4 protein-coding genes are annotated in these 23663 nt (G+C 63.9%); all 4 read right to left on the bottom strand.

Annotation, left to right across the window (positions count from 1 at the left end):
- Positions 1–53: 53 nt before the first annotated feature.
- Complete coding sequence (locus ACSVDO_RS08035; RefSeq protein WP_489595764.1) at positions 54–2012, bottom strand: bifunctional diguanylate cyclase/phosphodiesterase; 1959 nt, start codon at positions 2010–2012, stop codon at positions 54–56.
- A gap of 55 nt (positions 2013–2067) precedes the next feature.
- Positions 2068–2748: a transglutaminase-like cysteine peptidase gene (locus tag ACSVDO_RS08030; RefSeq protein ID WP_332539622.1), complete on the bottom strand. Its 681-nt coding sequence runs from the start codon at positions 2746–2748 to the stop codon at positions 2068–2070.
- A 208-nt stretch (positions 2749–2956) separates the two neighbouring features.
- Positions 2957–22819, bottom strand: coding sequence for a VCBS domain-containing protein (locus tag ACSVDO_RS08025; RefSeq protein ID WP_489595762.1), 19863 nt, complete (start codon positions 22817–22819; stop codon positions 2957–2959).
- Between the two features lie 200 nt (positions 22820–23019).
- Complete coding sequence (locus ACSVDO_RS08020) at positions 23020–23658, bottom strand: response regulator transcription factor (RefSeq protein WP_489595760.1); 639 nt, start codon at positions 23656–23658, stop codon at positions 23020–23022.
- Positions 23659–23663: the final 5 nt, after the last annotated feature.

The following is a 23663-nucleotide window of genomic DNA, read 5'->3' as shown; positions in this document are numbered from 1 at the left end:
TAGCAGCATAAAACAGGGCTCCAAGGAAACTCCGCACTTTTTTGCCCGCCAGCTCAAATTGCGGGCGTCAGCACATCATTCGCGAGCAGCATGCGCAATGTCTGGGCGTTCACCGAGTCGGTGACCACCACCTGGACGCCCAGTGTGGCTGCGGTCTGCAGCATGGCCTGCAGCAGGTGCAGTGCGCCCGGGCTTTGCCAGGACTGTTCGGCGAAGTCGCCACCGAGCTTCACATAGCGCAGCGCCAGGGAATGCAGATGCGGCAGCGCCATGGGCTGCTGGTCCAGGCGGCGCAGGCCCACGCCCACGCCGGCCACGGCCATCGCGCCGCAGAACTCGGTCACCTCCTGCGGATAGGCGACGAGGCCATGCGCATCGAGCTCCAGACACAGGCGCTGCAGGCGCGGCGCGGTCTGCAGCACTTCGCGCAGACGCGCGAGAAAATCGGGCTGGGCCAGCGAAGGCAGGGAGATGCGCACCACCAGTTCGGCATCGCTGCGCTGCTCCAGCCAGGCCAGGCCCAATGCCACGGCGCGCAAATCGAAATCGGCCGACAGGCCCAGCCGCACCGCAACCGGCAGGAAGAGCGAACCCATCATGGCCTCGCCGGTCGCGGCGTTCAAGGTCAGCGACGCTTCGCTGCGCATCAGCGTGCGTTCCGCGCCGCTCAGCACCAAAGGCTGCACGGCCAGCGACAGCATTGCCTGCGCTTCGAGCGCCTCGATCAGCATCTGGCGCCACAGCGTTTCGCCGGCCATGTTCGAGACGACTTCGTCGTCGCCATAGGCCACGTATTCGACTTCCGCCTGGCCCGAGCTTTCGGCGCGCATCAACCCATAGTCCAGGCGCGAGAGCACGCCGGTGACCGAACTCGAGGGCGAATAATCGGTCAGCGCGAAACTCCAGCGGCACCACTGGCCGCCCGCGAGCCGTGCGCGCATCGACAGCAGCACCTGGCGGATCTGCTGCACCAGCGACATCGCCTGCGGCCCGGCCAGGCCGGGCATGAGCACGACGAAGTCGGAACCATTGAGCCGCGCCAGCAGGAGGCCGCCATCGGCCTGCTGCTTGAGCACCTGGCCCACATGCTCGAGCACCGACGCGAGCCAGGCGTCGGCGCTGGCGCGCGACATCTGGGCGTTGAGCGCCAACAGGTCCCATTGGCGAAACAGCATCACATAGCCATTGGCCTCACGGCCCGCGTCGCCGCTGAGCGCGCGGCGCAGTTCGTTGACGAAGTACTTGCGGTTGGGCAATTGCGTTCCCGGATCGCAGTTGACTTCGAGCTCCAGCGATTCGATGCGCGCGATCTGCTCCATGGAAGTCGCCTGCACGCGCTCGCGCGTATCGGCAATGGCGCGCACCACGGGCATCAGCTCGGCCACGATGGACCGCTCCATGGGCGCGGTCTGGGCGGCGCTGCCCGCATCGATCGCCTGCACCTGCGTGGCGATCTCGCGCTGCAGCATCTTGCGAAACCATTGCAGCAACAGCACGACGAACAGCGCCCAGGCCAGGCCCGCACCTACGACCAGTGTTGCCATGCGCACGCTGCTGCCCCACAGCGCCGCACGCGCATAGCTGTCGTCGACTTCGAGCGTCAGCTGGCCCACCTGGGTCCAGCCGTCGCTGATCGCGCGCTCGGCCGTGGCGCGGTGCAGCGGCAAGGCCGCGGCAAACCATTGGGGCGCGTGCTGGCGTTGCGCTTTCGCGCCATCGCCTGGGCCACGCCTGCGCTCGAACAGCGTCTGTCCCTGCGGCGACGTGAGGCGAATCAGCCGGAACTGCCCGCTGTCGAACAAGGCCATCATCAGCAATTCGCGCGTGACCGGGTCCTGGTTCGCGGGCTGCGACAGCGACAAGGCCAGCGACGCCGCAGCGTTCTCGCCTTCGGACTGCAGTTGCCCGTCGAGATACTCGCGCGCGGCACCGATGCTGAAGGCCAGCGTGCCGATCAGAATGGCCACGATGGCCACGGTCACGCTGATCAAAAGTTGTTTCAACAAAGACATCTTGCGGCCCTCTCTGTGCCTGGCCACGCATTGGCCTGTACCTGCACCATGTGATTCATGGCAAAAATCCTTCCTGGCGCATGCGAGCCAGCAGATCGCTCCAGCGCGTGATGCGCTCCACCGGTGACGGCTGCGCTGCGCCCACATACACGCCCTGCGCATTGAAGCTGAAGACAGGCGTCAGATCGCGGCGCTGACTGGATGGCAGGATGGGGTCCAGCATGCTGTCGAGCACCAGGGGCTCGGCCGTCGGCGTCGCGTAGTGGCCCAGCACCATGTGCGCAATGCTCTGCGTGCTGCCCACTCCGCCCATGCGCGCGCGCACATAGATCAGGCGCAGGTTCTCCTCGGCCACGCCCAGGCGCAGCAGCGAGAAATACTTGCCGATCACATAGTCCTCGCAATCGCCGGCCCCGCGGCCCAGCGTTTCCACGGGCGTCGCCCAGTAGTCGGGCTGCGACCAGAGCACGCTGTCTTCGGTCTGCACCACGGCGCGGTTCCAGAACTGGTTGACCGCGGGCAGTTGCTGCTGCAGCGGCTTGCCGGTCTGCTGCTGCAGCATGTCAAACCACTGCCGCAGCGCCTGCGCTCCCTTGGCACCATAGCGCGACTGCATGCCGGTTTGCAGCCGGCCCGCGTCGAAATCAAACGCGATCGCATCCCGGCCGCCGCGCAGCAGACCGAGGCCACAGGCCGCGGCGCCATAGCCAAGCCAGGCCCTGCGCGATAGACGCAAAGGGCGCGGCGGCGAAGGGCAAGGCAAAAGGCTCAATGGAAAGGCATGATCAGAAGCCTGCACCCGCCGTTGTGTGGCCCGGGCGCCTGCGGGAATGCTCAAACAGCGGCGTGGATAGCGCACTACTGTAACCAATCGCATCGACACTTGGGCGCAAGGCCCTCGCCCGCGCGGCGCCATGGGGCCGTCGGTCCCATGGCGCTTGTCATCAGCTGCCGCTGTGGTCGATCTTCAGCTTGCCCTGCTCGATCAGCTCCTTGATCATGGTGTTCTGATCATGGCTGGTACCGGTGAGGTTCACGCCCTCGATCAGAATCTGCTGGTTGAAGCCGTTGCCTGCCGCATCCAGCGTGCCGGCCGTCGAGACATTGATCACCGTATCGATGGTCTTGCCATCGGCTTCGGTGCGGGTCTCGAGATGCAGGTACTTGCTCAGATCGTTCGCGGCCTCTTCGCCTTGCAGCAGATCGGCCAGATCCAGCTTGTCGTTGCCCGCGGCGCCGAAGTTCTTGACCACATCCGTGACCGGGCTGGCAACCGTGCCGGCATCACCCTGGTGCCAGACAAACAGGTCGTCGTCGGCCGTACCCAGCAGCGTGTCGCTGGACGAGGTGCTGTGCACTTCATGCTCGCTGGTCTCGGTGCTGGTCAGCGCCATGCGTGCGGACAAGGTGCTCGGCGCGCCCGGACCCGTTGCCTCGATGTTGATGTCGAGATTCGCGGTCGCGCTGTCGCCATCGGCCTGGGTCAGCTTGTACTCGAAGTGATCGACCTTGCCCGCACCCGCGGCGCTGGCCGTCGGTGTGTAGGTATAGGAACCATCGCTCTTGAGCACCAGCGTGCCGTAGCTGCCGTTCACCGTGGTGCCGCCAGCCGAGGCACTGACCCAGCTCGAACCATTGAACACCGACAGCGTCGAGGTTTCGCCCAGCGTGCCGAGGGTGTCATTGGCCGTGACCGAGCCGTTGATGGGCGAGCTGGTCCATTGGATGGATGTCGCGCCGGGGACGATGGCTACGAAATCATCGAACGTCACAGCGGCGTCGTTGTTATTGCTACTGCCTTCATGCACGGTCAAGACAATGCGATAGGTGGCGTTCGCATCGAGCGCGCTCGTGGTGATGGTGGCGGCCCCCGTGATCAGCGCGCTTTGCACCGGCTGCGCGGCCCAGTTGACTCCGCCGTCTGTGCTCTTGTAGAGCGACCAGCTCGCCCAATCGCTGGAATTCGTCATGTTGGCAAGCGCCGTCACCTTGAACTGCAGCGTGGTTCCAGCCACCGTGGAGGTGTAGACCGGAGTCGCCAGTTGCGCATCGCCCAAGGCACGGCCGTTGTTGTCCATCAGAACCAGCGCATTGGAGCTGATCTGGGCGTCCAACGTCGAGTTGTTGAGGGAGCTGGACAGCCATTTGGTCGTGTCGGACTTCAGGATCGCATTGGTCGAGAAATCGGCGGTGTCCTTATCCACCCGTGTGTCGCTGGCATATTTCCATGCATTGGTCTCACCCGTCGAAAAATTCGCCAGCGTCGTCTGCGTCGACGCCGCCGTCACGCTCCTCGAGGTCAACGTCGCCGTCGCCGTATCGTCATTCGCCACCGGCACACCGTGATAGGTATAGGACCCTTCGGCCGTGCTGGAGCCGTCCGAGGCCGTGGCCACCACCTTCACTTCACCCACGCTGACATTCTCGGGAACCGTCATCTTCAGTCCCGTGATCGTGATCGCCTTGGTGGCTGCATCGACGCTTACCGCGTAGCTGCCATTGCTGGTCAATGGCAAGGACCAGTGCGTGGCATCGATCTGTGTGCCCACAGACAGCGTCACACCCGCTGGCACTTCGACGACCACCTTGGAGATGGTCTCCGAATGGTCTACATCGCGCGGATCGGCGGTGATGGTCAGCGGATAGGTGGTGGCTGTGGTGTAGGTGACCTTGTGGATCAGATAGTCGTCGCCGTTGCGCGGCGCGTCGAACACGATCTTGCCTATCGTCGTGCCCACTGGCGCAGTCAGCGAGAACTGCTCGTCGACGGTGTCGGTCACGCCTTGCACCGTCGCCGTCTTGATCACATTTCCGGCTTCGTCATACATCACATAGCGCGCCTGCTCGCCGCTGGCCAGCCAGGCGAACTGCACGGTGATCTTCGTGACCGGCACGTTGAAGGCGATGGTCAGCGATTCGGACTTGCTGCCGTTGCCCGCAAGTTCCTCCGAAGCAGCCGCCGTGTTGGTGGTGATCGCCCCCGAAACGCCGAAACCATCGTGGTTCGTCCCGGTGACGATACTGACGGAGGCATTGCCGCCATCGGCATTTTTCGCCGTCACGGTATGGCCCGCACTGGCCGTGCCCACGGTGCTGGCGGTAATCGATGTCGTCACCGGTGCCGAGCCGCTGCCCACCTGGACATTGACCACAGGCGTGTCAGCCACCGGAGTCACCGTGACGGTGCCCGTCGCCGGGCTGGTCGAGACCTGGCCCAGATTGTCCTTGGCGTTGTAGTCGAAAGTGGTCGTTCCGCTCCAGTCCGCCGCGGGCTTGAAGTAGATCTTCGCCGTACCGTCGCCGGCCGCGGTCAACACATCCGTCAGCTTCAGCACATCCGTGCCGGCAGCATCCTTGTAGAACGTGCCGTTGGCCGCCAGGCTGGCAAGCTGGAAGCTCGCCACCGTGCCATCGGCGTCCGTGCCGCGCAGCACGACAGTCACGATGTTGTCTTCGGGCGCTGTGCCTGAAACGGCTTGCACCACCGGAGCTTCGTTGGTTCCATTGATGGTGATCTTGATGGTCGTGCTGGCCGAGCCGTCCTTGCTGGTGACGGTATACGTCTCCACCAGCGATTCTCCGGCCTTGAGATACTGGACCTTGCTGTTGTCGACCGAGTAGCTGTAGCTGCCGTTGGTGTTGAACACCAGCGTGCCCAGCGCCGTGCCGCTGCCGTTGAACACTGCACCTTCCTTGAAGCTGCTTTCGCCGGTGTCGGCATCCGAGATCGACACAGTGCCGGAGGCGACCAGCTTGCCGTCCACCACATTCAGATCTTCCGTCACGGAACCCGTGCCCGAGCCCAGCGTCGGCACATCGTTGGTGCCGTTGATGGTGATCTTGATGGTCGTGCTGGCCGAGCCGTCCTTGCTGGTGACGGTATAGGTTTCCACCACCGACTCACCGGCCTTGAGGTACTGGACCTTGCTGTTGTCGACCGTGTAGCTGTAGCTGCCGTTGGTGTTGAACACCAGCGTGCCCAGCGCCGTGCCGCTGCCGTTGAACACCGCACCTTCCTTGAAGCTGCTTTCGCCGGTATCGATATCGTTGATCGAGACCGTGCCCGAAGTCGACAGCTTGCCGTTCGTCACCGCCACATCTTCGGTCACCGCGCTCACGCCCGTGCCCAAGGTGGGAACGTCGTTCGTGCCGTTGATGGTGATCACGACATTGGTCTTGGTGCCGTCGGCCGTCACCACTTCACGGGTTTCGGTCAGGGTCTGACCGGCGCCCAGTGCCTGGACTGCCGCGTTGGTGTTGGTCAGGTTGTAGGTCCAGGTGCCGTTGGCGTCGATGCTGAACTTGCCGTAGGTGGTGGCGACATCGTTCTGCGCCACGAACACCGCCTGGCCTGCATCGGGATCGGTCACGTCGAGCTTGCCGCCCGTGGAGAGCTTGGTGTCTTCGATGACCGTGCCCTTGTCCGCGCCAGGCACATTCGGCGTGATCACGGCGCCATCGTCCGCACCGTTGATGGTGATCTTGATGGTCGTGCTGGCCGAGCCGTCCTTGCTGGTGACGGTATAGGTTTCCACCACCGACTCGCCGGCCTTGAGGTACTGCACCTTGCTGTTGTCGACCGTGTAGCTGTAGCTGCCGTTGGTGTTGAACACCAGCGTGCCCAGCGCCGTGCCGCTGCCGTTGAACACCGCGCCGTCCTTGAAGCTGCTTTCGCCGGTATCGATATCGTTGATCGAGACCGTGCCCGAAGTCGACAGCTTGCCGTTCGTCACCGCCACATCTTCGGTCACCGCGCTCACGCCCGTGCCCAGGGTGGGAACATCGTTCGTGCCGTTGATGGTGATCACGACATTGGTCTTGGTGCCGTCGGCCGTCACCACTTCACGGGTTTCGGTCAGGGTCTGACCGGCGCCCAGTGCCTGGACTGCCGCGTTGGTGTTGGTCAGGTTGTAGGTCCAGGTGCCGTTGGCGTCGATGCTGAACTTGCCATAGGTGGTGGCGACATCGTTCTGCGCCACAAACACGGTCTGGCCTGCATCGGGATCGGTCACGTCGAGCTTGCCGCCCGTGGAGAGCTTGGTGTCTTCGGTGACCGTGCCCTTGTCCGCGCCGGGAACATTCGGCGTGATCACGGCACCATCGTCCGCACCATTGATGGTGATCTTGATGGTGCTGGTCGCCGAGCCGTCCTTGCTGGTGACGGTATAGGTTTCCACCACCGACTCACCGGTCTTGAGGTACTGGACCTTGCTGTTGTCGACCGTGTAGCTGTAGCTGCCGTTGGTGTTGAACACCAGCGTGCCCAGCGCCGTGCCGCTGCCGTTGAACACTGCACCTTCCTTGAAGCTGCTTTCGCCGGTGTCGATATCGTTGATCGAGACCGTGCCCGAAGTCGACAGCTTGCCGTTCGTCACCGCCACATCTTCGGTCACCGCGCTCACGCCCGCGCCCAAGGTGGGAACGTCGTTCGTGCCGTTGATGGTGATCACGACATTGGTCTTGGTGCCGTCGGCCGTCACCACTTCACGGGTTTCGGTCAGGGTCTGACCGGCGCCCAGTGCCTGGACTGCCGCGTTGGTGTTGGTCAGGTTGTAGGTCCAGGTGCCGTTGGCGTCGATGCTGAACTTGCCATAGGTGGTGGCGACATCGTTCTGCGCCACGAACACCGCCTGGCCTGCATCGGGATCGGTCACGTCGAGCTTGCCGCCCGTGGAGAGCTTGGTATCTTCGGTGACCGCGCCCTGGTCCGCGCCGGGAACATTCGGCGTGATCACGGCGCCATCGTCCGCACCGTTGATGGTGATCTTGATGGTGCTGGTCGCCGAGCCGTCCTTGCTGGTGACGGTATAGGTTTCCACCACCGACTCGCCGGCCTTGAGGTACTGGACCTTGCTGTTGTCGACCGTGTAGCTGTAGCTGCCGTTGGTGTTGAACACCAGCGTGCCCAGCGCCGTGCCGCTGCCGTTGAACACCGCACCTTCCTTGAAGCTGCTTTCGCCGGTGTCGATGTCAGAGATCGAGACCGTGCCCGAAGTCGACAGCTTGCCGTTCGTCACCGCCACATCTTCGGTCACCGCGCTCACGCCCGCGCCCAAGGTGGGAACATCGTTCGTGCCGTTGATGGTGATCACGACATTGGTCTTGGTGCCGTCGGCCGTCACCACTTCACGGGTTTCGGTCAGGGTCTGACCGGCGCCCAGTGCCTGGACTGCCGCGTTGGTGTTGGTCAGCGTGTAGGTCCAGGTGCCGTTGGCATCGATGCTGAACTTGCCATAGGTGGTGGCGACATCGTTCTGCGCCACGAACACCGCCTGGCCTGCATCGGGATCGGTCACGTCGAGCTTGCCGCCCGTGGAGAGCTTGGTGTCTTCGATGACCGTGCCCTGGTCCGCGCCGGGAACATTCGGCGTGATCACGGCGCCATCGTCCGCACCATTGATGGTGATCTTGATGGTGCTGGTCGCCGAGCCGTCCTTGCTGGTGACGGTATAGGTTTCCACCACCGACTCGCCGGCCTTGAGGTACTGGACCTTGCTGTTGTCGACCGTGTAGCTGTAGCTGCCGTTGGTGTTGAACACCAGCGTGCCCAGCGCCGTGCCGCTGCCGTTGAACACCGCGCCGTCCTTGAAGCTGCTTTCGCCGGTGTCGATGTCAGAGATCGAGACCGTGCCCGAAGTCGACAGCTTGCCGTTCGTCACCGCCACATCTTCGGTCACCGCGCTCACGCCCGCGCCCAAGGTGGGAACATCGTTCGTGCCGTTGATGGTGATCACGACATTGGTCTTGGTGCCGTCGGCCGTCACCACTTCACGGGTCTCGGTCAGGGTCTGACCGGCGCCCAGCGCCTGGACTGCCGCGTTGGTGTTGGTCAGCGTGTAGGTCCAGGTGCCGTTGGCATCGATGCTGAACTTGCCATAGGTGGTGGCGACATCGTTCTGCGCCACGAACACCGCCTGGCCTGCATCGGGGTCGGTCACGTCCAGCTTGCCGCCCGTGGAGAGCTTGGTGTCTTCGATGACCGTGCCCTGGTCCGCGCCTGGAACATTCGGCGTGATCACGGCGCCATCGTCCGCACCGTTGATGGTGATCTTGATGGTGCTGGTCGCCGAGCCGTCCTTGCTGGTGACGGTATACGTCTCCACCACCGACTCACCGGTCTTGAGGTACTGGACCTTGCTGTTGTCGACCGCGTAGCTGTAGCTGCCGTTGGTGTTGAACACCAGCGTGCCCAGCGCCGTGCCGCTGCCGTTGAACACTGCACCTTCCTTGAAGCTGCTTTCGCCGGTGTCGATATCGTTGATCGAGACCGTGCCCGAAGTCGACAGCTTGCCGTTCGTCACCGCCACATCTTCGGTCACCGCGCTCACGCCCGCGCCCAAGGTGGGAACGTCGTTCGTGCCGTTGATGGTGATCACGACATTGGTCTTGGTGCCGTCGGCCGTCACCACTTCACGGGTTTCGGTCAGGGTCTGACCGGCGCCCAGTGCCTGGACTGCCGCGTTGGTGTTGGTCAGGTTGTAGGTCCAGGTACCGTTGGCATCGATGCTGAACTTGCCATAGGTGGTGGCGACATCGTTCTGCGCCACGAACACCGCCTGGCCTGCATCGGGATCGGTCACATCGAGCTTGCCGCCCGTGGAGAGCTTGGTGTCTTCGATGACCGTGCCCTGGTCCGCGCCGGGAACATTCGGCGTGATCACGGCGCCATCGTCCGCACCATTGATGGTGATCTTGATGGTGCTGGTCGCCGAGCCGTCCTTGCTGGTGACGGTATAGGTTTCCACCACCGACTCACCGGCCTTGAGGTACTGGACCTTGCTGTTGTCGACCGTGTAGCTGTAGCTGCCGTTGGTGTTGAACACCAGCGTGCCCAGCGCCGTGCCACTGCCGTTGAACACCGCACCTTCCTTGAAGCTGCTTTCGCCGGTATCGATGTCAGAGATCGAGACCGTGCCCGAAGTCGACAGCTTGCCGTTCGTCACCGCCACATCTTCGGTCACCGCGCTCACGCCCGCGCCCAGGGTGGGAACGTCGTTCGTGCCGTTGATGGTGATCACGACATTGGTCTTGGTGCCGTCGGCCGTCACCACTTCACGGGTTTCGGTCAGGGTCTGACCGGCGCCCAGTGCCTGGACTGCCGCGTTGGTGTTGGTCAGGTTGTAGGTCCAGGTGCCGTTGGCGCCGATGCTGAACTTGCCATAGGTGGTGGCGACATCGTTCTGCGCCACGAACACCGCCTGGCCTGCATCGGGATCGGTCACATCGAGCTTGCCGCCCGTGGAGAGCTTGGTGTCTTCGATGACCGTGCCCTGGTCGTCGCCAGGAACATGCGGCGTGATGGTCGCGCCGTTGTCCGCGCCATTGACCGTGATGTCAATGGTCTTGGTGACCGTGCCGCCATGGCCGTCGCTGACGGTGACGGTAAAGGTTTCAACGGGATGGTCCTTGGACGTCAGGGCCGCAGCCTTGTCGTCGTCCAGGGTGTAGGTCCACTTGCCGCTCTGGTCGATGGCGATCGTGCCGTAGTTGCCCGTGGCCGAGCCCGTCACTTCCCAGGTCAGGGTGTCGTTCTTGTCCACATCGGTGGCTTCGAGCTGGCCGCTGGCCGTGGTCGTGCCGTCTTCGGTGACCGCGCCGATCACCGGGCCCGTCACTTCAGGCACATCGTTCGTGCCGTTGATCACGATGTTGACGGTATGCGTCGTGCCATCGGCGCTCTTGACCGTGAAGGCTTCGCCCAGCGTCTCGTTCACGCCCAGGGCTTGCACCGCCGGGTTGGTGTTGGTCAGCGTGTAGGTCCAGTTGCCATTGGCATCGACCTTGAAGCTGCCGTAATCGCCGGCGGTGCCGGTCTGCGGCTGGAACACCGCTTCGCCCGCGTCGGGGTCGGTCACGTCGAGCTTGCCGCCCGTGGAGAGCTTGGTATCTTCGGTGACCGTGCCCTGGTCGTCGCCAGGAACATGCGGCGTGATGGTCGCGCCGTTGTCCGCGCCATTGACCGTGATGTCAATGGTCTTGGTGACCGTGCCGCCATGGCCGTCGCTCACGGTGACGGTAAAGGTTTCAACGGGATGGTCCTTGGACGTCAGGGCTTGCGCCTTGTCGTCGTCCAGGGTGTAGGTCCACTTGCCGCTCTGGTCGATGGCGATCGTGCCGTAGTTGCCCGTGGCCGAACCCGTCACTTCCCAGGTCAGCGTGTCGTTCTTGTCCACATCGGTGGCTTCGAGCTGGCCGCTGGCCGTGGTCGTGCCGTCTTCGGTGACCGCACCGATCACCGGGCCCGTCACTTCAGGCACATCGTTCGTGCCGTTGATCACGATGTTCACGGTATGCGTCGTGCCATCGGCGCTCTTGACCGTGAAGGCTTCGCTCAGCGTCTCGTTCACGCCCAGGGCTTGCACCGCCGGGTTGGTGTTGGTCAGCGTATAGGTCCAGTTGCCGTTGGCATCGACCTTGAAGCTGCCGTAATCGCCGCCGGCATCGGTCTGCGGCTGGAACACCGCTTCGCCCGCGTCGGGATCGGTGATGTCCAGCTTGCCACCCGTGGAGAGCTTGGTGTCTTCGGTGACCGTGCCCTGGTCGTCGCCCGGCAGATGCGGCGTGATGGTCGCGCCGTTGTCCGCGCCATTGACCGTGATGTCAATGGTCTTGGTGACCGTGCCGCCATGGCCGTCGCTGACGGTGACCGTGAACGACTCCACAGGCTTGTCCTTGGACGTCAGGGCCGCAGCCTTGTCGTCGTCCAGGGTGTAGGTCCACTTGCCGCTCTGGTCGATGGCGATCGTGCCGTAGTTGCCCGTGGCCGAGCCCGTCACTTCCCAGGTCAGGGTGTCGTTCTTGTCCACATCGGTGGCTTCGAGCTGGCCGCTGGCCGTGGTCGTGCCGTCTTCGGTGACCGCGCCGATCACCGGGCCCGTCACTTCAGGCACGTCGTTCGTGCCGTTGATCACGATGTTGACGGTATGCGTCGTGCCATCGGCGCTCTTGACCGTGAAGGCTTCGCCCAGCGTCTCGTTCACGCCCAGGGCTTGCACCGCCGGGTTGGTGTTGGTCAGCGTGTAGGTCCAGTTGCCGTTGGCATCGACCTTGAAGCTGCCGTAATCGCCGGCGGTGCCGGTCTGCGGCTGGAACACGGCTTCGCCCGCGTCGGGATCGGTGATGTCCAGCTTGCCACCCGTGGAGAGCTTGGTATCTTCGGTGACCGTGCCCTGGTCGTCGCCAGGAACATGCGGCGTGATGGTCGCGCCGTTGTCCGCGCCATTGACGGTGATGTCAATGGTCTTGGTGACCGTGCCGCCATGGCCGTCGCTCACGGTGACCGTGAACGACTCCACAGGCTTGTCCTTGGACGTCAGGGCTTGCGCCTTGTCGTCGTCCAGGGTGTAGGTCCACTTGCCGCTCTGGTCGATGGCGATCGTGCCGTAGTTGCCCGTGGCCGAGCCCGTCACTTCCCAGGTCAGGGTGTCGTTCTTGTCCACATCGGTGGCTTCGAGCTGGCCGCTGGCCGTGGTCGTGCCGTCTTCGGTGACCGCGCCGATCACCGGGCCCGTCACTTCAGGCACATCGTTCGTGCCGTTGATCACGATGTTGACGGTATGCGTCGTGCCATCGGCGCTCTTGACCGTGAAGGCTTCGCTCAGCGTCTCGTTCACGCCCAGGGCTTGCACCGCCGGGTTGGTGTTGGTCAGCGTATAGGTCCAGTTGCCGTTGGCATCGATGGAGAACTTGCCGTAGGTGCCGCCGGCATCGGTCTGCGGCTGGAACACCGCTTCGCCCGCGTCGGGATCGGTGATGTCCAGCTTGCCACCCGTGGAGAGCTTGGTGTCTTCGGTGACCGTGCCCTGGTCGTCGCCCGGCAGATGCGGCGTGATGGTCGCGCCGTTGTCCGCGCCATTGACGGTGATGTCAATGGTCTTGGTGACCGTGCCGCCATGGCCGTCACTCACGGTGACCGTGAACGACTCCACAGGCTTGTCCTTGGACGTCAGGGCTTGCGCCTTGTCGTCGTCCAGGGTGTAGGTCCACTTGCCGCTCTGGTCGATGGCGATCGTGCCATAGTTGCCCGTGGCCGAACCCGTCACTTCCCAGGTCAGGGTGTCGTTCTTGTCCACATCGGTGGCTTCGAGCTGGCCGCTGGCCGTGGTCGTGCCGTCTTCGGTGACCGCGCCGATCACCGGGCCCGTCACTTCAGGCACGTCGTTCGTGCCGTTGATCACGATGTTGACGGTATGCGTCGTGCCATCGGCGCTCTTGACCGTGAAGGCTTCGCTCAGCGTCTCGTTCACGCCCAGGGCTTGCACCGCCGGGTTGGTGTTGGTCAGCGTATAGGTCCAGTTGCCGTTGGCATCGACCTTGAAGCTGCCGTAATCGCCGGCGGTGCCGGTCTGCGGCTGGAACACGGCTTCGCCCGCGTCGGGATCAGTGATGTCCAGCTTGCCGCCCGTGGAGAGCTTGGTGTCTTCGGTGACCGTGCCCTGGTCGTCGCCGGGAACATTCGGCGTGATCACGGCGCCATCGTCCGCACCGTTGATGGTGATCTTGATGGTGCTGGTCGCCGAGCCGTCCTTGCTGGTGACGGTATAGGTTTCCACCACCGACTCGCCGGTCTTGAGGTACTGGACCTTGCTGTTGTCGACCGTGTAGCTGTAGCTGCCGTTGGTGTTGAACACCAGCGTGCCCAGAGCCGTGCCGCTGCCGTTGAACACCGCACCTTCCTTGAAGCTGCTTTCGCCGGTGTCGATGTCAGAGATCGAGACCGTGCCCGAAGTCGACAGCTTGCCGTTCGTCACCGCCACATCTTCGGTCACCGCGCTCACGCCCGCGCCCAAGGTGGGAACGTCGTTCGTGCCGTTGATGGTGATCACGACATTGGTCTTGGTGCCGTCGGCCGTCACCACTTCACGGGTTTCGGTCAGGGTCTGACCGGCGCCCAGTGCCTGGACTGCCGCATTGGTGTTGGTCAGGGTGTAGGTCCAGGTGCCGTTGGCGTCGATGCTGAACTTGCCGTAGGTGGTGGCGACATCGTTCTGCGCCACGAACACCGCCTGGCCTGCATCGGGATCGGTCACGTCCAGCTTGCCGCCCGTGGAGAGCTTGGTGTCTTCGGTGACCGTGCCCTGGTCCGCGCCGGGAACATTCGGCGTGATGGTCGCGCCGTTGTCCGCGCCATTGACCGTGATGTCAATGGTCTTGGTGACCGTGCCGCCATGGCCATCGCTCACGGTGACCGTGAACGACTCCACAGGCTTGTCCTTGGACGTCAGGGCCGCAGCCTTGTCGTCGTCCAGGGTGTAGGTCCACTTGCCGCTCTGGTCGATGGCGATCGTGCCGTAGTTGCCCGTGGCCGAGCCCGTCACTTCCCAGGTCAGGGTGTCGTTCTTGTCCACATCGGTGGCTTCGAGCTGGCCGCTGGCCGTGGTCGTGCCGTCTTCGGTGACCGCGCCGATCACCGGGCCCGTCACTTCAGGCACGTCGTTCGTGCCGTTGATCACGATGTTCACGGTATGCGTCGTGCCATCGGCGCTCTTGACCGTGAAGGCTTCGCCCAGCGTCTCGTTCACGCCCAGAGCTTGCACCGCGGGGTTGGTGTTGGTCAGCGTGTAGGTCCAGTTGCCGTTCGCATCGACCTTGAAGCTGCCGTAATCGCCGGCGGTGCCGGTCTGCGGCTGGAACACGGCTTCGCCCGCGTCGGGATCGGTGATGTCCAGCTTGCCGCCCGTGGAGAGCTTGGTGTCTTCGGTGACCGTGCCCTGGTCGTCGCCCGGCAGATGCGGCGTGATGGTTGCGCCGTTGTCCGCGCCATTGACCGTGATGTCAATGGTCTTGGTGACCGTGCCGCCATGGCCGTCGCTCACGGTGACGGTAAAGGTTTCAACAGGCTTGTCCTTGGACGTCAGGGCTTGCGCCTTGTCGTCGTCCAGGGTGTAGGTCCACTTGCCGCTCTGGTCGATGGCGATCGTGCCGTAGTTGCCCGTGGCCGAGCCCGTCACTTCCCAGGTCAGGGTGTCGTTCTTGTCCACATCGGTGGCTTCGAGCTGGCCGCTGGCCGTGGTCGTGCCGTCTTCGGTGACCGCGCCGATCACCGGGCCCGTCACTTCAGGCACGTCGTTCGTGCCGTTGATCACGATGTTGACGGTATGCGTCGTGCCATCGGCGCTCTTGACCGTGAAGGCTTCGCCCAGCGTCTCGTTCACGCCCAGGGCTTGCACCGCGGGGTTGGTGTTGGCCAGCGTGTAGGTCCAGTTGCCGTTCGCATCGACCTTGAAGCTGCCGTAATCGCCGGCGGTGCCGGTCTGCGGCTGGAACACGGCTTCGCCCGCATCGGGATCGGTGATGTCGAGCTTGCCGCCCGTGGAGAGCTTGGTGTCCTCGGTGACCGTGCCCTGGTCGTCGCCAGGAACATGCGGCGTGATGGTCGCGCCGTTGTCCGCGCCATTGACCGTGATGTCAATGGTCTTGGTGACCGTGCCGCCATGGCCGTCGCTCACGGTGACCGTGAACGACTCCACAGGCTTGTCCTTGGACGTCAGGGCTTGCGCCTTGTCGTCGTCCAGGGTGTAGGTCCACTTGCCGCTCTGGTCGATGGCGATCGTGCCGTAGTTGCCCGTGGCCGAACCCGTCACTTCCCAGGTCAGGGTGTCGTTCTTGTCCACATCGGTGGCTTCGAGCTGGCCGCTGGCCGTGGTCGTGCCGTCTTCGGTGACCGCACCGATCACCGGGCCCGTCACTTCAGGCACATCGTTCGTGCCGTTGATCACGATGTTCACGGTATGCGTCGTGCCATCGGCGCTCTTGACCGTGAAGGCTTCGCCCAGCGTCTCGTTCACGCCCAGGGCTTGCACCGCCGGGTTGGTGTTGGTCAGCGTATAGGTCCAGTTGCCGTTGGCATCGATGGAGAACTTGCCGTAGGTGCCGCCGGCATCGGTCTGCGGCTGGAACACCGCTTCGCCCGCGTCGGGATCGGTGATGTCCAGCTTGCCGCCCGTGGAGAGCTTGGTGTCTTCGGTGACCGTGCCCTGGTCGTCGCCAGGAACATGCGGCGTGATGGTCGCGCCGTTGTCCGCACCATTGATGGTGATCTTGATGGTGCTGGTCGCCGAGCCGTCCTTGCTGGTGACGGTATACGTCTCCACCACCGACTCACCGGTCTTGAGGTACTGGACCTTGCTGTTGTCGACCGAGTAGCTGTAGCTGCCGTTGGTGTTGAACACCAGCGTGCCCAGCGCCGTGCCGCTGCCGTTGAACACTGCACCTTCCTTGAAGCTGCTTTCGCCGGTGTCGATGTCAGAGATCGAGACCGTGCCCGAAGTCGACAGCTTGCCGTTCGTCACCGCCACATCTTCGGTCACCGCGCTCACGCCCGCGCCCAAGGTGGGAACATCGTTCGTGCCGTTGATGGTGATCACGACATTGGTCTTGGTGCCGTCGGCCGTCACCACTTCACGGGTTTCGGTCAGGGTCTGACCGGCGCCCAGTGCCTGGACTGCCGCGTTGGTGTTGGTCAGGTTGTAGGTCCAGGTGCCGTTGGCGTCGATGCTGAACTTGCCGTAGGTGGTGGCGACATCGTTCTGCGCCACGAACACCGCCTGGCCTGCATCGGGATCGGTCACATCGAGCTTGCCGCCCGTGGAGAGCTTGGTGTCTTCGATGACCGTGCCCTGGTCGTCGCCAGGAACATGCGGCGTGATGGTCGCGCCGTTGTCCGCGCCATTGACGGTGATGTCAATGGTCTTGGTGACCGTGCCGCCATGGCCGTCGCTCACGGTGACGGTAAAGGTTTCAACGGGATGGTCCTTGGACGTCAGGGCTTGCGCCTTGTCGTCGTCCAGGGTGTAGGTCCACTTGCCGCTCTGGTCGATGGCGATCGTGCCGTAGTTGCCCGTGGCCGAACCCGTCACTTCCCAGGTCAGGGTGTCGTTCTTGTCCACATCGGTGGCTTCGAGCTGGCCGCTGGCCGTGGTCGTGCCGTCTTCGGTGACCGCACCGATCACCGGGCCCGTCACTTCAGGCACATCGTTCGTGCCGTTGATCACGATGTTCACGGTATGCGTCGTGCCATCGGCGCTCTTGACCGTGAAGGCTTCGCTCAGCGTCTCGTTCACGCCCAGGGCTTGCACCGCCGGGTTGGTGTTGGTCAGCGTATAGGTCCAGTTGCCGTTGGCATCGACCTTGAAGCTGCCGTAATCGCCGCCGGCATCGGTCTGCGGCTGGAACACCGCTTCGCCCGCGTCGGGATCGGTGATGTCCAGCTTGCCACCCGTGGAGAGCTTGGTGTCTTCGGTGACCGTGCCCTGGTCGTCGCCCGGCAGATGCGGCGTGATGGTCGCGCCGTTGTCCGCGCCATTGACGGTGATGTCAATGGTCTTGGTGACCGTGCCGCCATGGCCGTCGCTGACGGTGACGGTAAAGGTTTCAACGGGATGGTCCTTGGACGTCAGGGCCGCAGCCTTGTCGTCGTCCAGGGTGTAGGTCCACTTGCCGCTCTGGTCGATGGCGATCGTGCCGTAGTTGCCCGTGGCCGAACCCGTCACTTCCCAGGTCAGGGTGTCGTTCTTGTCCACATCGGTGGCTTCGAGCTGGCCGCTGGCCGTGGTCGTGCCGTCTTCGGTGACCGCGCCGATCACCGGGCCCGTCACTTCAGGCACGTCGTTCGTGCCGTTGATCACGATGTTGACGGTATGCGTCGTGCCATCGGCGCTCTTGACCGTGAAGGCTTCGCCCAGCGTCTCGTTCACGCCCAGGGCTTGCACCGCCGGGTTGGTGTTGGTCAGCGTATAGGTCCAGTTGCCGTTGGCATCGATGGAGAACTTGCCGTAGGTGCCGCCAGCATCGGTCTGCGGCTGGAACACGGCTTCGCCCGCATCGGGATCAGTGATGTCCAGCTTGCCGCCCGTGGAGAGCTTGGTGTCTTCGGTGACCGTGCCCTGGTCGTCGCCAGGAACATGCGGCGTGATGGTAGCGCCGTTGTCCGCGCCATTGACGGTGATGTCAATGGTCTTGGTGACCGTGCCGCCATGGCCATCGCTCACGGTGACCGTGAACGACTCCACAGGCTTGTCCTTGGACGTCAGGGCCGCAGCCTTGTCGTCGTCCAGGGTGTAGGTCCACTTGCCGCTCTGGTCGATGGCGATCGTGCCGTAGTTGCCCGTGGCCGAGCCCGTCACTTCCCAGGTCAGGGTGTCGTTCTTGTCCACATCGGTGGCTTCGAGCTGGCCGCTGGCCGTGGTCGTGCCGTCTTCGGTGACCGCGCCGATCACCGGGCCCGTCACTTCAGGCACATCGTTCGTGCCGTTGATCACGATGTTGACGGTATGCGTCGTGCCATCGGCGCTCTTGACAGTGAAGGCTTCGCTCAGCGTCTCGTTCACGCCCAGGGCTTGCACCGCCGGGTTGGTGTTGGTCAGCGTGTAGGTCCAGTTGCCGTTGGCATCGACCTTGAAGCTGCCGTAATCGCCGGCGGTGCCGGTCTGCGGCTGGAACACCGCTTCGCCCGCGTCGGGATCGGTGATGTCCAGCTTGCCGCCCGTGGTCAGCTTGTCGTCTTCGATGACTTCGCCCGTGGCGGCACCGCCAATGGTCGGCGTATTGTTGCCGCTGCCATTGATGGTGATGACCACGTCCTTCGTGCCCGTCGCGCCATGGCTGTCCGTCACCGTCACGGTGATGGTGTCGGTGACCTTCTGGCCGTCGGGCAGATCCTTGACCTTGGCGCTGTCCAGCTCATAGGTCCACTTGCCGTCGGCATCGACCGTCAGGCTGCCGTACTGGCCTTGGGGCGTGCCCACGCTCCAGGTGTGCGTGTCGCCCGCATCCACATCGGAAGGGTTCAGATCGCCGGAGATGCTGGCCGTGCTGTCGCTGATGGTGGCCGCCGCCGTGCCGGTGATCGTCGGCGCGTCGTTGCTGCCGGTGATGGTGATCACCACGCTGGTCTTGGTGCCGTCGGCGGTGAACACTTCACGGGTTTCCGTCAAGGTCTGGCCCAGGCCCAGTGCCTGGACTGCGGCCAGGGTGTTGTTCAGCTCGTAGTTCCAGTTGCCGCTGGCATCGATGCTGAACTTGCCATAGGTCGTGGTCACAGCGCTTTGCGCCACGAACGTCGACTGGCCTGCATCCGGGTCGCTGATGGTCAGCGCGCCTTGCACCGACAGCTTGTCGTCTTCGATGACTTCGCCCGTGTCGGCACCGCCAATGGTCGGCGTATTGTTGCCGCTGCCATTGATGGTGATGACCACGTCCTTCGTGCCCGTCGCGCCGTGGCTGTCCGTCACCGTCACGGTGATGGTGTCGGTGACCTTCTGGCCGTCGGGCAGATCCTTGACCTTGGCGCTGTCCAGCTCATAGGTCCACTTGCCGTCGGCATCGACCGTCAGGCTGCCGTACTGGCCTTGGGGCGTGCCCACGCTCCAGGTGTGCGTGTCGCCCGCATCCACATCGGAAGGGTTCAGATCGCCGGAGATGCTGGCCGTGCTGTCGCTGATGGTGGCCGCCGCCGTGCCGGTGATCGTCGGCGCGTCGTTGCTGCCGGTGATGGTGATCACCACGCTGGTCTTGGTGCCGTCGGCGGTGAACACTTCACGGGTTTCCGTCAAGGTCTGGCCCAGGCCCAGTGCCTGGACTGCGGCCAGGGTGTTGTTCAGCTCGTAGTTCCAGTTGCCGCTGGCATCGATGCTGAACTTGCCATAGGTCGTGGTGACAGCGCTTTGCGCCACGAACGTCGACTGGCCTGCGTCCGGGTCGCTGATGGTCAGCGCGCCTTGCACCGACAGCTTGATGTCTTCGGTGACTTCGCCCGTGGCGGCACCGCCAATGGTCGGCGTATTGTTGCCGCTGCCATTGATGGTGATGACCACGTCCTTCGTGCCCGTCGCGCCGTGGCTGTCCGTCACCGTCACGGTGATGGTGTCGGTGACCTTCTGGCCGTCGGGCAGATCCTTGACCTTGGCGCTGTCCAGCTCATAGGTCCACTTGCCGTCGGCATCGACCGTCAGGCTGCCGTACTGGCCTTGGGGCGTGCCCACGCTCCAGGTGTGCGTGTCGCCCGCATCCACATCGGAAGGGTTCAGATCGCCGGAGATGCTGGCCGTGCTGTCGCTGATGGTGGCCGCCGCCGTGCCGGTGATCGTCGGCGCGTCGTTGCTGCCGGTGATGGTGATGACCACGCTGCTTGCGGCGCCGTCAGCGGTAGTGACCGTGAAAGTCTCGCTGCGCGTTTCATTGGCCGCCAGGGCTTGCACCTTGGCATCACTGTTGTTCAGCGCAAACGTCCAGTTGCCACTCGCGTCCACGCTGAAGCTGCCGTACTGGCCTGCCACATTGGTCTGCGGCACAAACACCACGGCAGGCGCATCCGGATCCGTTGCTTCGAGCTTGCCGCCGGCTTGCAGCGTGACGTCCTCCTGTACGGCACCCGCATCGTTGCCCGGAATGCCGGGAACCACCACGACGCCTTCGTCGGTGCCGTTGATGGTGATCGTGATGTCCTTGATATCCACGCCACCCTTGCCATCGCTGACCTGGACCTGATAGGTCTCGGTGCGCGTTTCGCCCGCGTTCAGGGGCTGGGCTGCGGCGTTGTTGAGCTGGTAGGCCCATTGGCCGCTGGCATTGACGCTGAAGCTGCCGTAGGTTCCTGTGGCACTGCCCACCACGCTATAGCTATGTGTATCCCGGGTATCCACATCGGTGGTGGCCAGTTGGCCTATCGCGGTCTGAGTGCCGTCCTCGGTCACGGTGCCCGTCAAGGCACCCGACAACACTGGCTGGTCATTCGTTCCATTGATGGTGATGACCACGCTGCCCGTGGTCCCGTCGGCGGTCGTGACCGTGAAGGACTCGGTGCGCGTCTCGCCCGTGCCAAGTGACTGCACCAGGGGGCTGTTGTTGTTCAGCGCATAGTTCCAGTTGCCATCGACATCGATGCTGAAACTGCCGTACTGGCCGGCACTTGCCGTCACCGCAACGAACACGGCCTGCCCCTCGTCGGGATCGACCACATTGAGTTTTCCAACCGCGCTCAACTGCCCATCTTCGGTCACTGCGCCCCTGTCCGCGCCAGGAACAGCCGGCGTAATGATCGCGCTCACGTCAGCGCCATTGATGGTGATGGTTACCGTCTGGGTATCCACGCCTCCCTGGCCATCGCTGACCTGGACCTGATAGGTCTCAGTGCGGGTTTCACCCGCGCGCAGCGGCTGGGCCGCGTCGTTGTCGAGTTGATACGTCCACTGGCCATTGGCGTCCACGCTGAAACTGCCATAGGTGCCTGTGGCGTTGCCGATGACGCTGTAGCTGTGCGTATCTTTGGCATCCACATCGGTGGTGATCATCTGGCCTATGGCCGTCTGGATACCGTTCTCGGTCACTGTGCCCGTGAGCGCACCCGACAATTCGGGTTGGTCGTTTGTGCCAACAATGGTGATGACCACGCTGCCCTTGGTTCCGTCGGCGGTAGTGACCGTGAAAGTCTCGGTCACCGTTTCGCCTGCGCCCAGGGCCTGTACCGTTTCGCCGCCATTGTCCAGCGCAAAGCTCCAGTTGCCGCTGGCATCGACGCTGAAGCTGCCGTATTGGCCGGCCGCAGCGACTTGGGCAACGAACACCGCCTGACCCGCATCCGGGTCGGTCACATCGAGCTTGCCGCTGGTGGTCAGCGTCACATCTTCCTGCACCCGTCCCAGGTCGGAACCGGGCGCCGCCGGCGTGATGATCGCGGCGTCGTCCGCACCTTCGATGACCACGGTGACGGTCTGGGTCGCGCTGCCGCCCTTGCCGTCGCTGACGGTGACGGTGATGGTGTCGGTGAGCTGCTCGCCTGTCTTGAGTCCCTGCACCTGTGCATTGCCCGCGCCGGGAACATAGGTCCACTTGCCGGTCTGGTCCACGGTGAAGCTGCCGTACTGGCCCTGGCCGCCGTTGTTCACGCTCCAGGTCTGCGTGTCGCCGACATCGACATCCGCGGCAACCAGTTGTCCGCTCACCGCGGTGGTCTGGTCTTCCTGGACAGCCACGGTCGCTTCGCCCGAAAGCGTGGGCGCGTCATTGGTGCCGATGATGGTGATCGTCAGCGTGTTGATCGAGCTCGCGCCATTGCGATCGACCAGTTCATAGGTGAAGGTCTCCGTGCGCGTCTCGCCCGCGGCCAGCGCCTGCACCGCTGGCAGGGCGTTGTCGAGCTGGTAGCTGTAGCTGCCGTCCGAATTCAAGGTGATCTGACCGAACTGGCCCTGGCTGCCGCCTCTGAGCAGCACGCTGTGCTGGGCCAGAGAGCCATCGCCGAGCGTGTCATTGGTCAGCAGATTGCCGGTCAGCGGCAAGGCATCTTCAAGCACCGAGCCGATATCCGGATTGGTATCGGGAGTGGCCGGCGCAGCCGCGCCATCCGCTGCGAACAGCGTGTCGGCCGGACCCGCACCGGTACGGTCAAAAGCGAGATTCAGCGGTGCCGTGGCTTCCACGACACTGGCCAGGCGCACGAAAGTGCTGCCGCCTTCACTGCCGCCGCTGAGCGTCGCGGCCGTGGGGTCCAGGGTGTCGAACGGATCCTGACCGGCGTTGATGGCGGCGATGATCTGGTCGATTTCGGTCGCCGGCGGCGCGGCGATCGCGGCCTCCTGGGGCTGGGGCGGCGCCACCAGATCGGCCGTGAGCAGCACTTCCTGGTTCTCGCCCACGATCAACGGTGGCTGGCCGTCGGCCTGCAACTGCACCGAACCGCCCGACGAAGTCACGATCACGGCATCCGCGGCGATGCGCATGCCTTCATGGATGGCGGTCAGAGTGCCATCGGTGTTACGAATCCAAGCCTGGCCGGTGAGTTGGGTAACGAGAACGGTTTGCGCTGCCATGATGATCTGAGACTCCAGTCGGTGGAGAGGAAGCGCCCGACGGTCTTCCTCCGATATTTCTACAGAGATGGTAGGAGCCGGCGGGCAAAACATCTATTGGCGTCGCGGCCAATCGGGCGATGTTCCGCGCTGCGCCGGACATAAAAAAACCCAGGTCCCGCCGCAGTGGAATCTGGGTTTGACAGGCGACAGATCAGCGCTCAAGCCAACTGCTTGCGTCCTATTCCGTGGACTTTGAGGGCCAGCATCAGCCGGTCTTCGACCTGCAGCTTTTCAAAGATGGCCGACAGATGCGCGCGCACGGTGCGCTCGCCTATCGACATGCGCTCGGCGATCGCCGCATTGCTTTCACCCAGCGATGCATAGCGCGCCACTTCCTGCTCGCGCGGCGACAGCGCGTCGGCCCAATGGTTTTCGGGCTCGGGCAGGCGCGCGTCCACGTCGCGCAGCAGACGCTGCAGCAGCGAGCGGCCCAGCCAGATGTTGCCGGCCGACAGGCTTTGCAATATCTGCGACAGCGATTGGGCACTGGACTGCGCATGCGCATAGCCGCAGGCACCCTTGGCCAGCAACTGGCGCCCCTCCTCGTCGCCGGGCCGGTTGCTGAGCACCAGCACCTGCACGCCCTGCAGCAGGCGGCCCCAGTCGGCGTCGTTGCTTGCAGGCAGCTGGGGCAACGCGGCGTCGAGCACGACCAGGCGGCGGCCCTGCTGTTTCCAGCGCTGCAGATCGGCCAGGCTCTGGCCGCGCGCAGGCATCCATTCGGGCCCCGCGATCTGCCGCCAACCCTGCCACAGCGTGGCATCCTGGGTCAGCATCAGCACGGGCTGTGCATTCATTGGGA

Source organism: Comamonas sp. DB36 (genome assembly GCF_057914905.1).
This window is presented reverse-complemented; position numbering and strand designations above follow the sequence as displayed.

Excerpts from the sequence above, each read along its gene's own strand:
- ACSVDO_RS08035 (WP_489595764.1), bottom strand. The coding sequence starts at position 2,012 with ATGTCTTTGTTGAAACAACTTTTGATCAGCGTGACCGTGGCCATCGTG.
- ACSVDO_RS08025 (WP_489595762.1), bottom strand. The coding sequence starts at position 22,819 with ATGGCAGCGCAAACCGTTCTCGTTACCCAACTCACCGGCCAGGCTTGG.
- ACSVDO_RS08020 (WP_489595760.1), bottom strand. The coding sequence starts at position 23,658 with ATGAATGCACAGCCCGTGCTGATGCTGACCCAGGATGCCACGCTGTGG.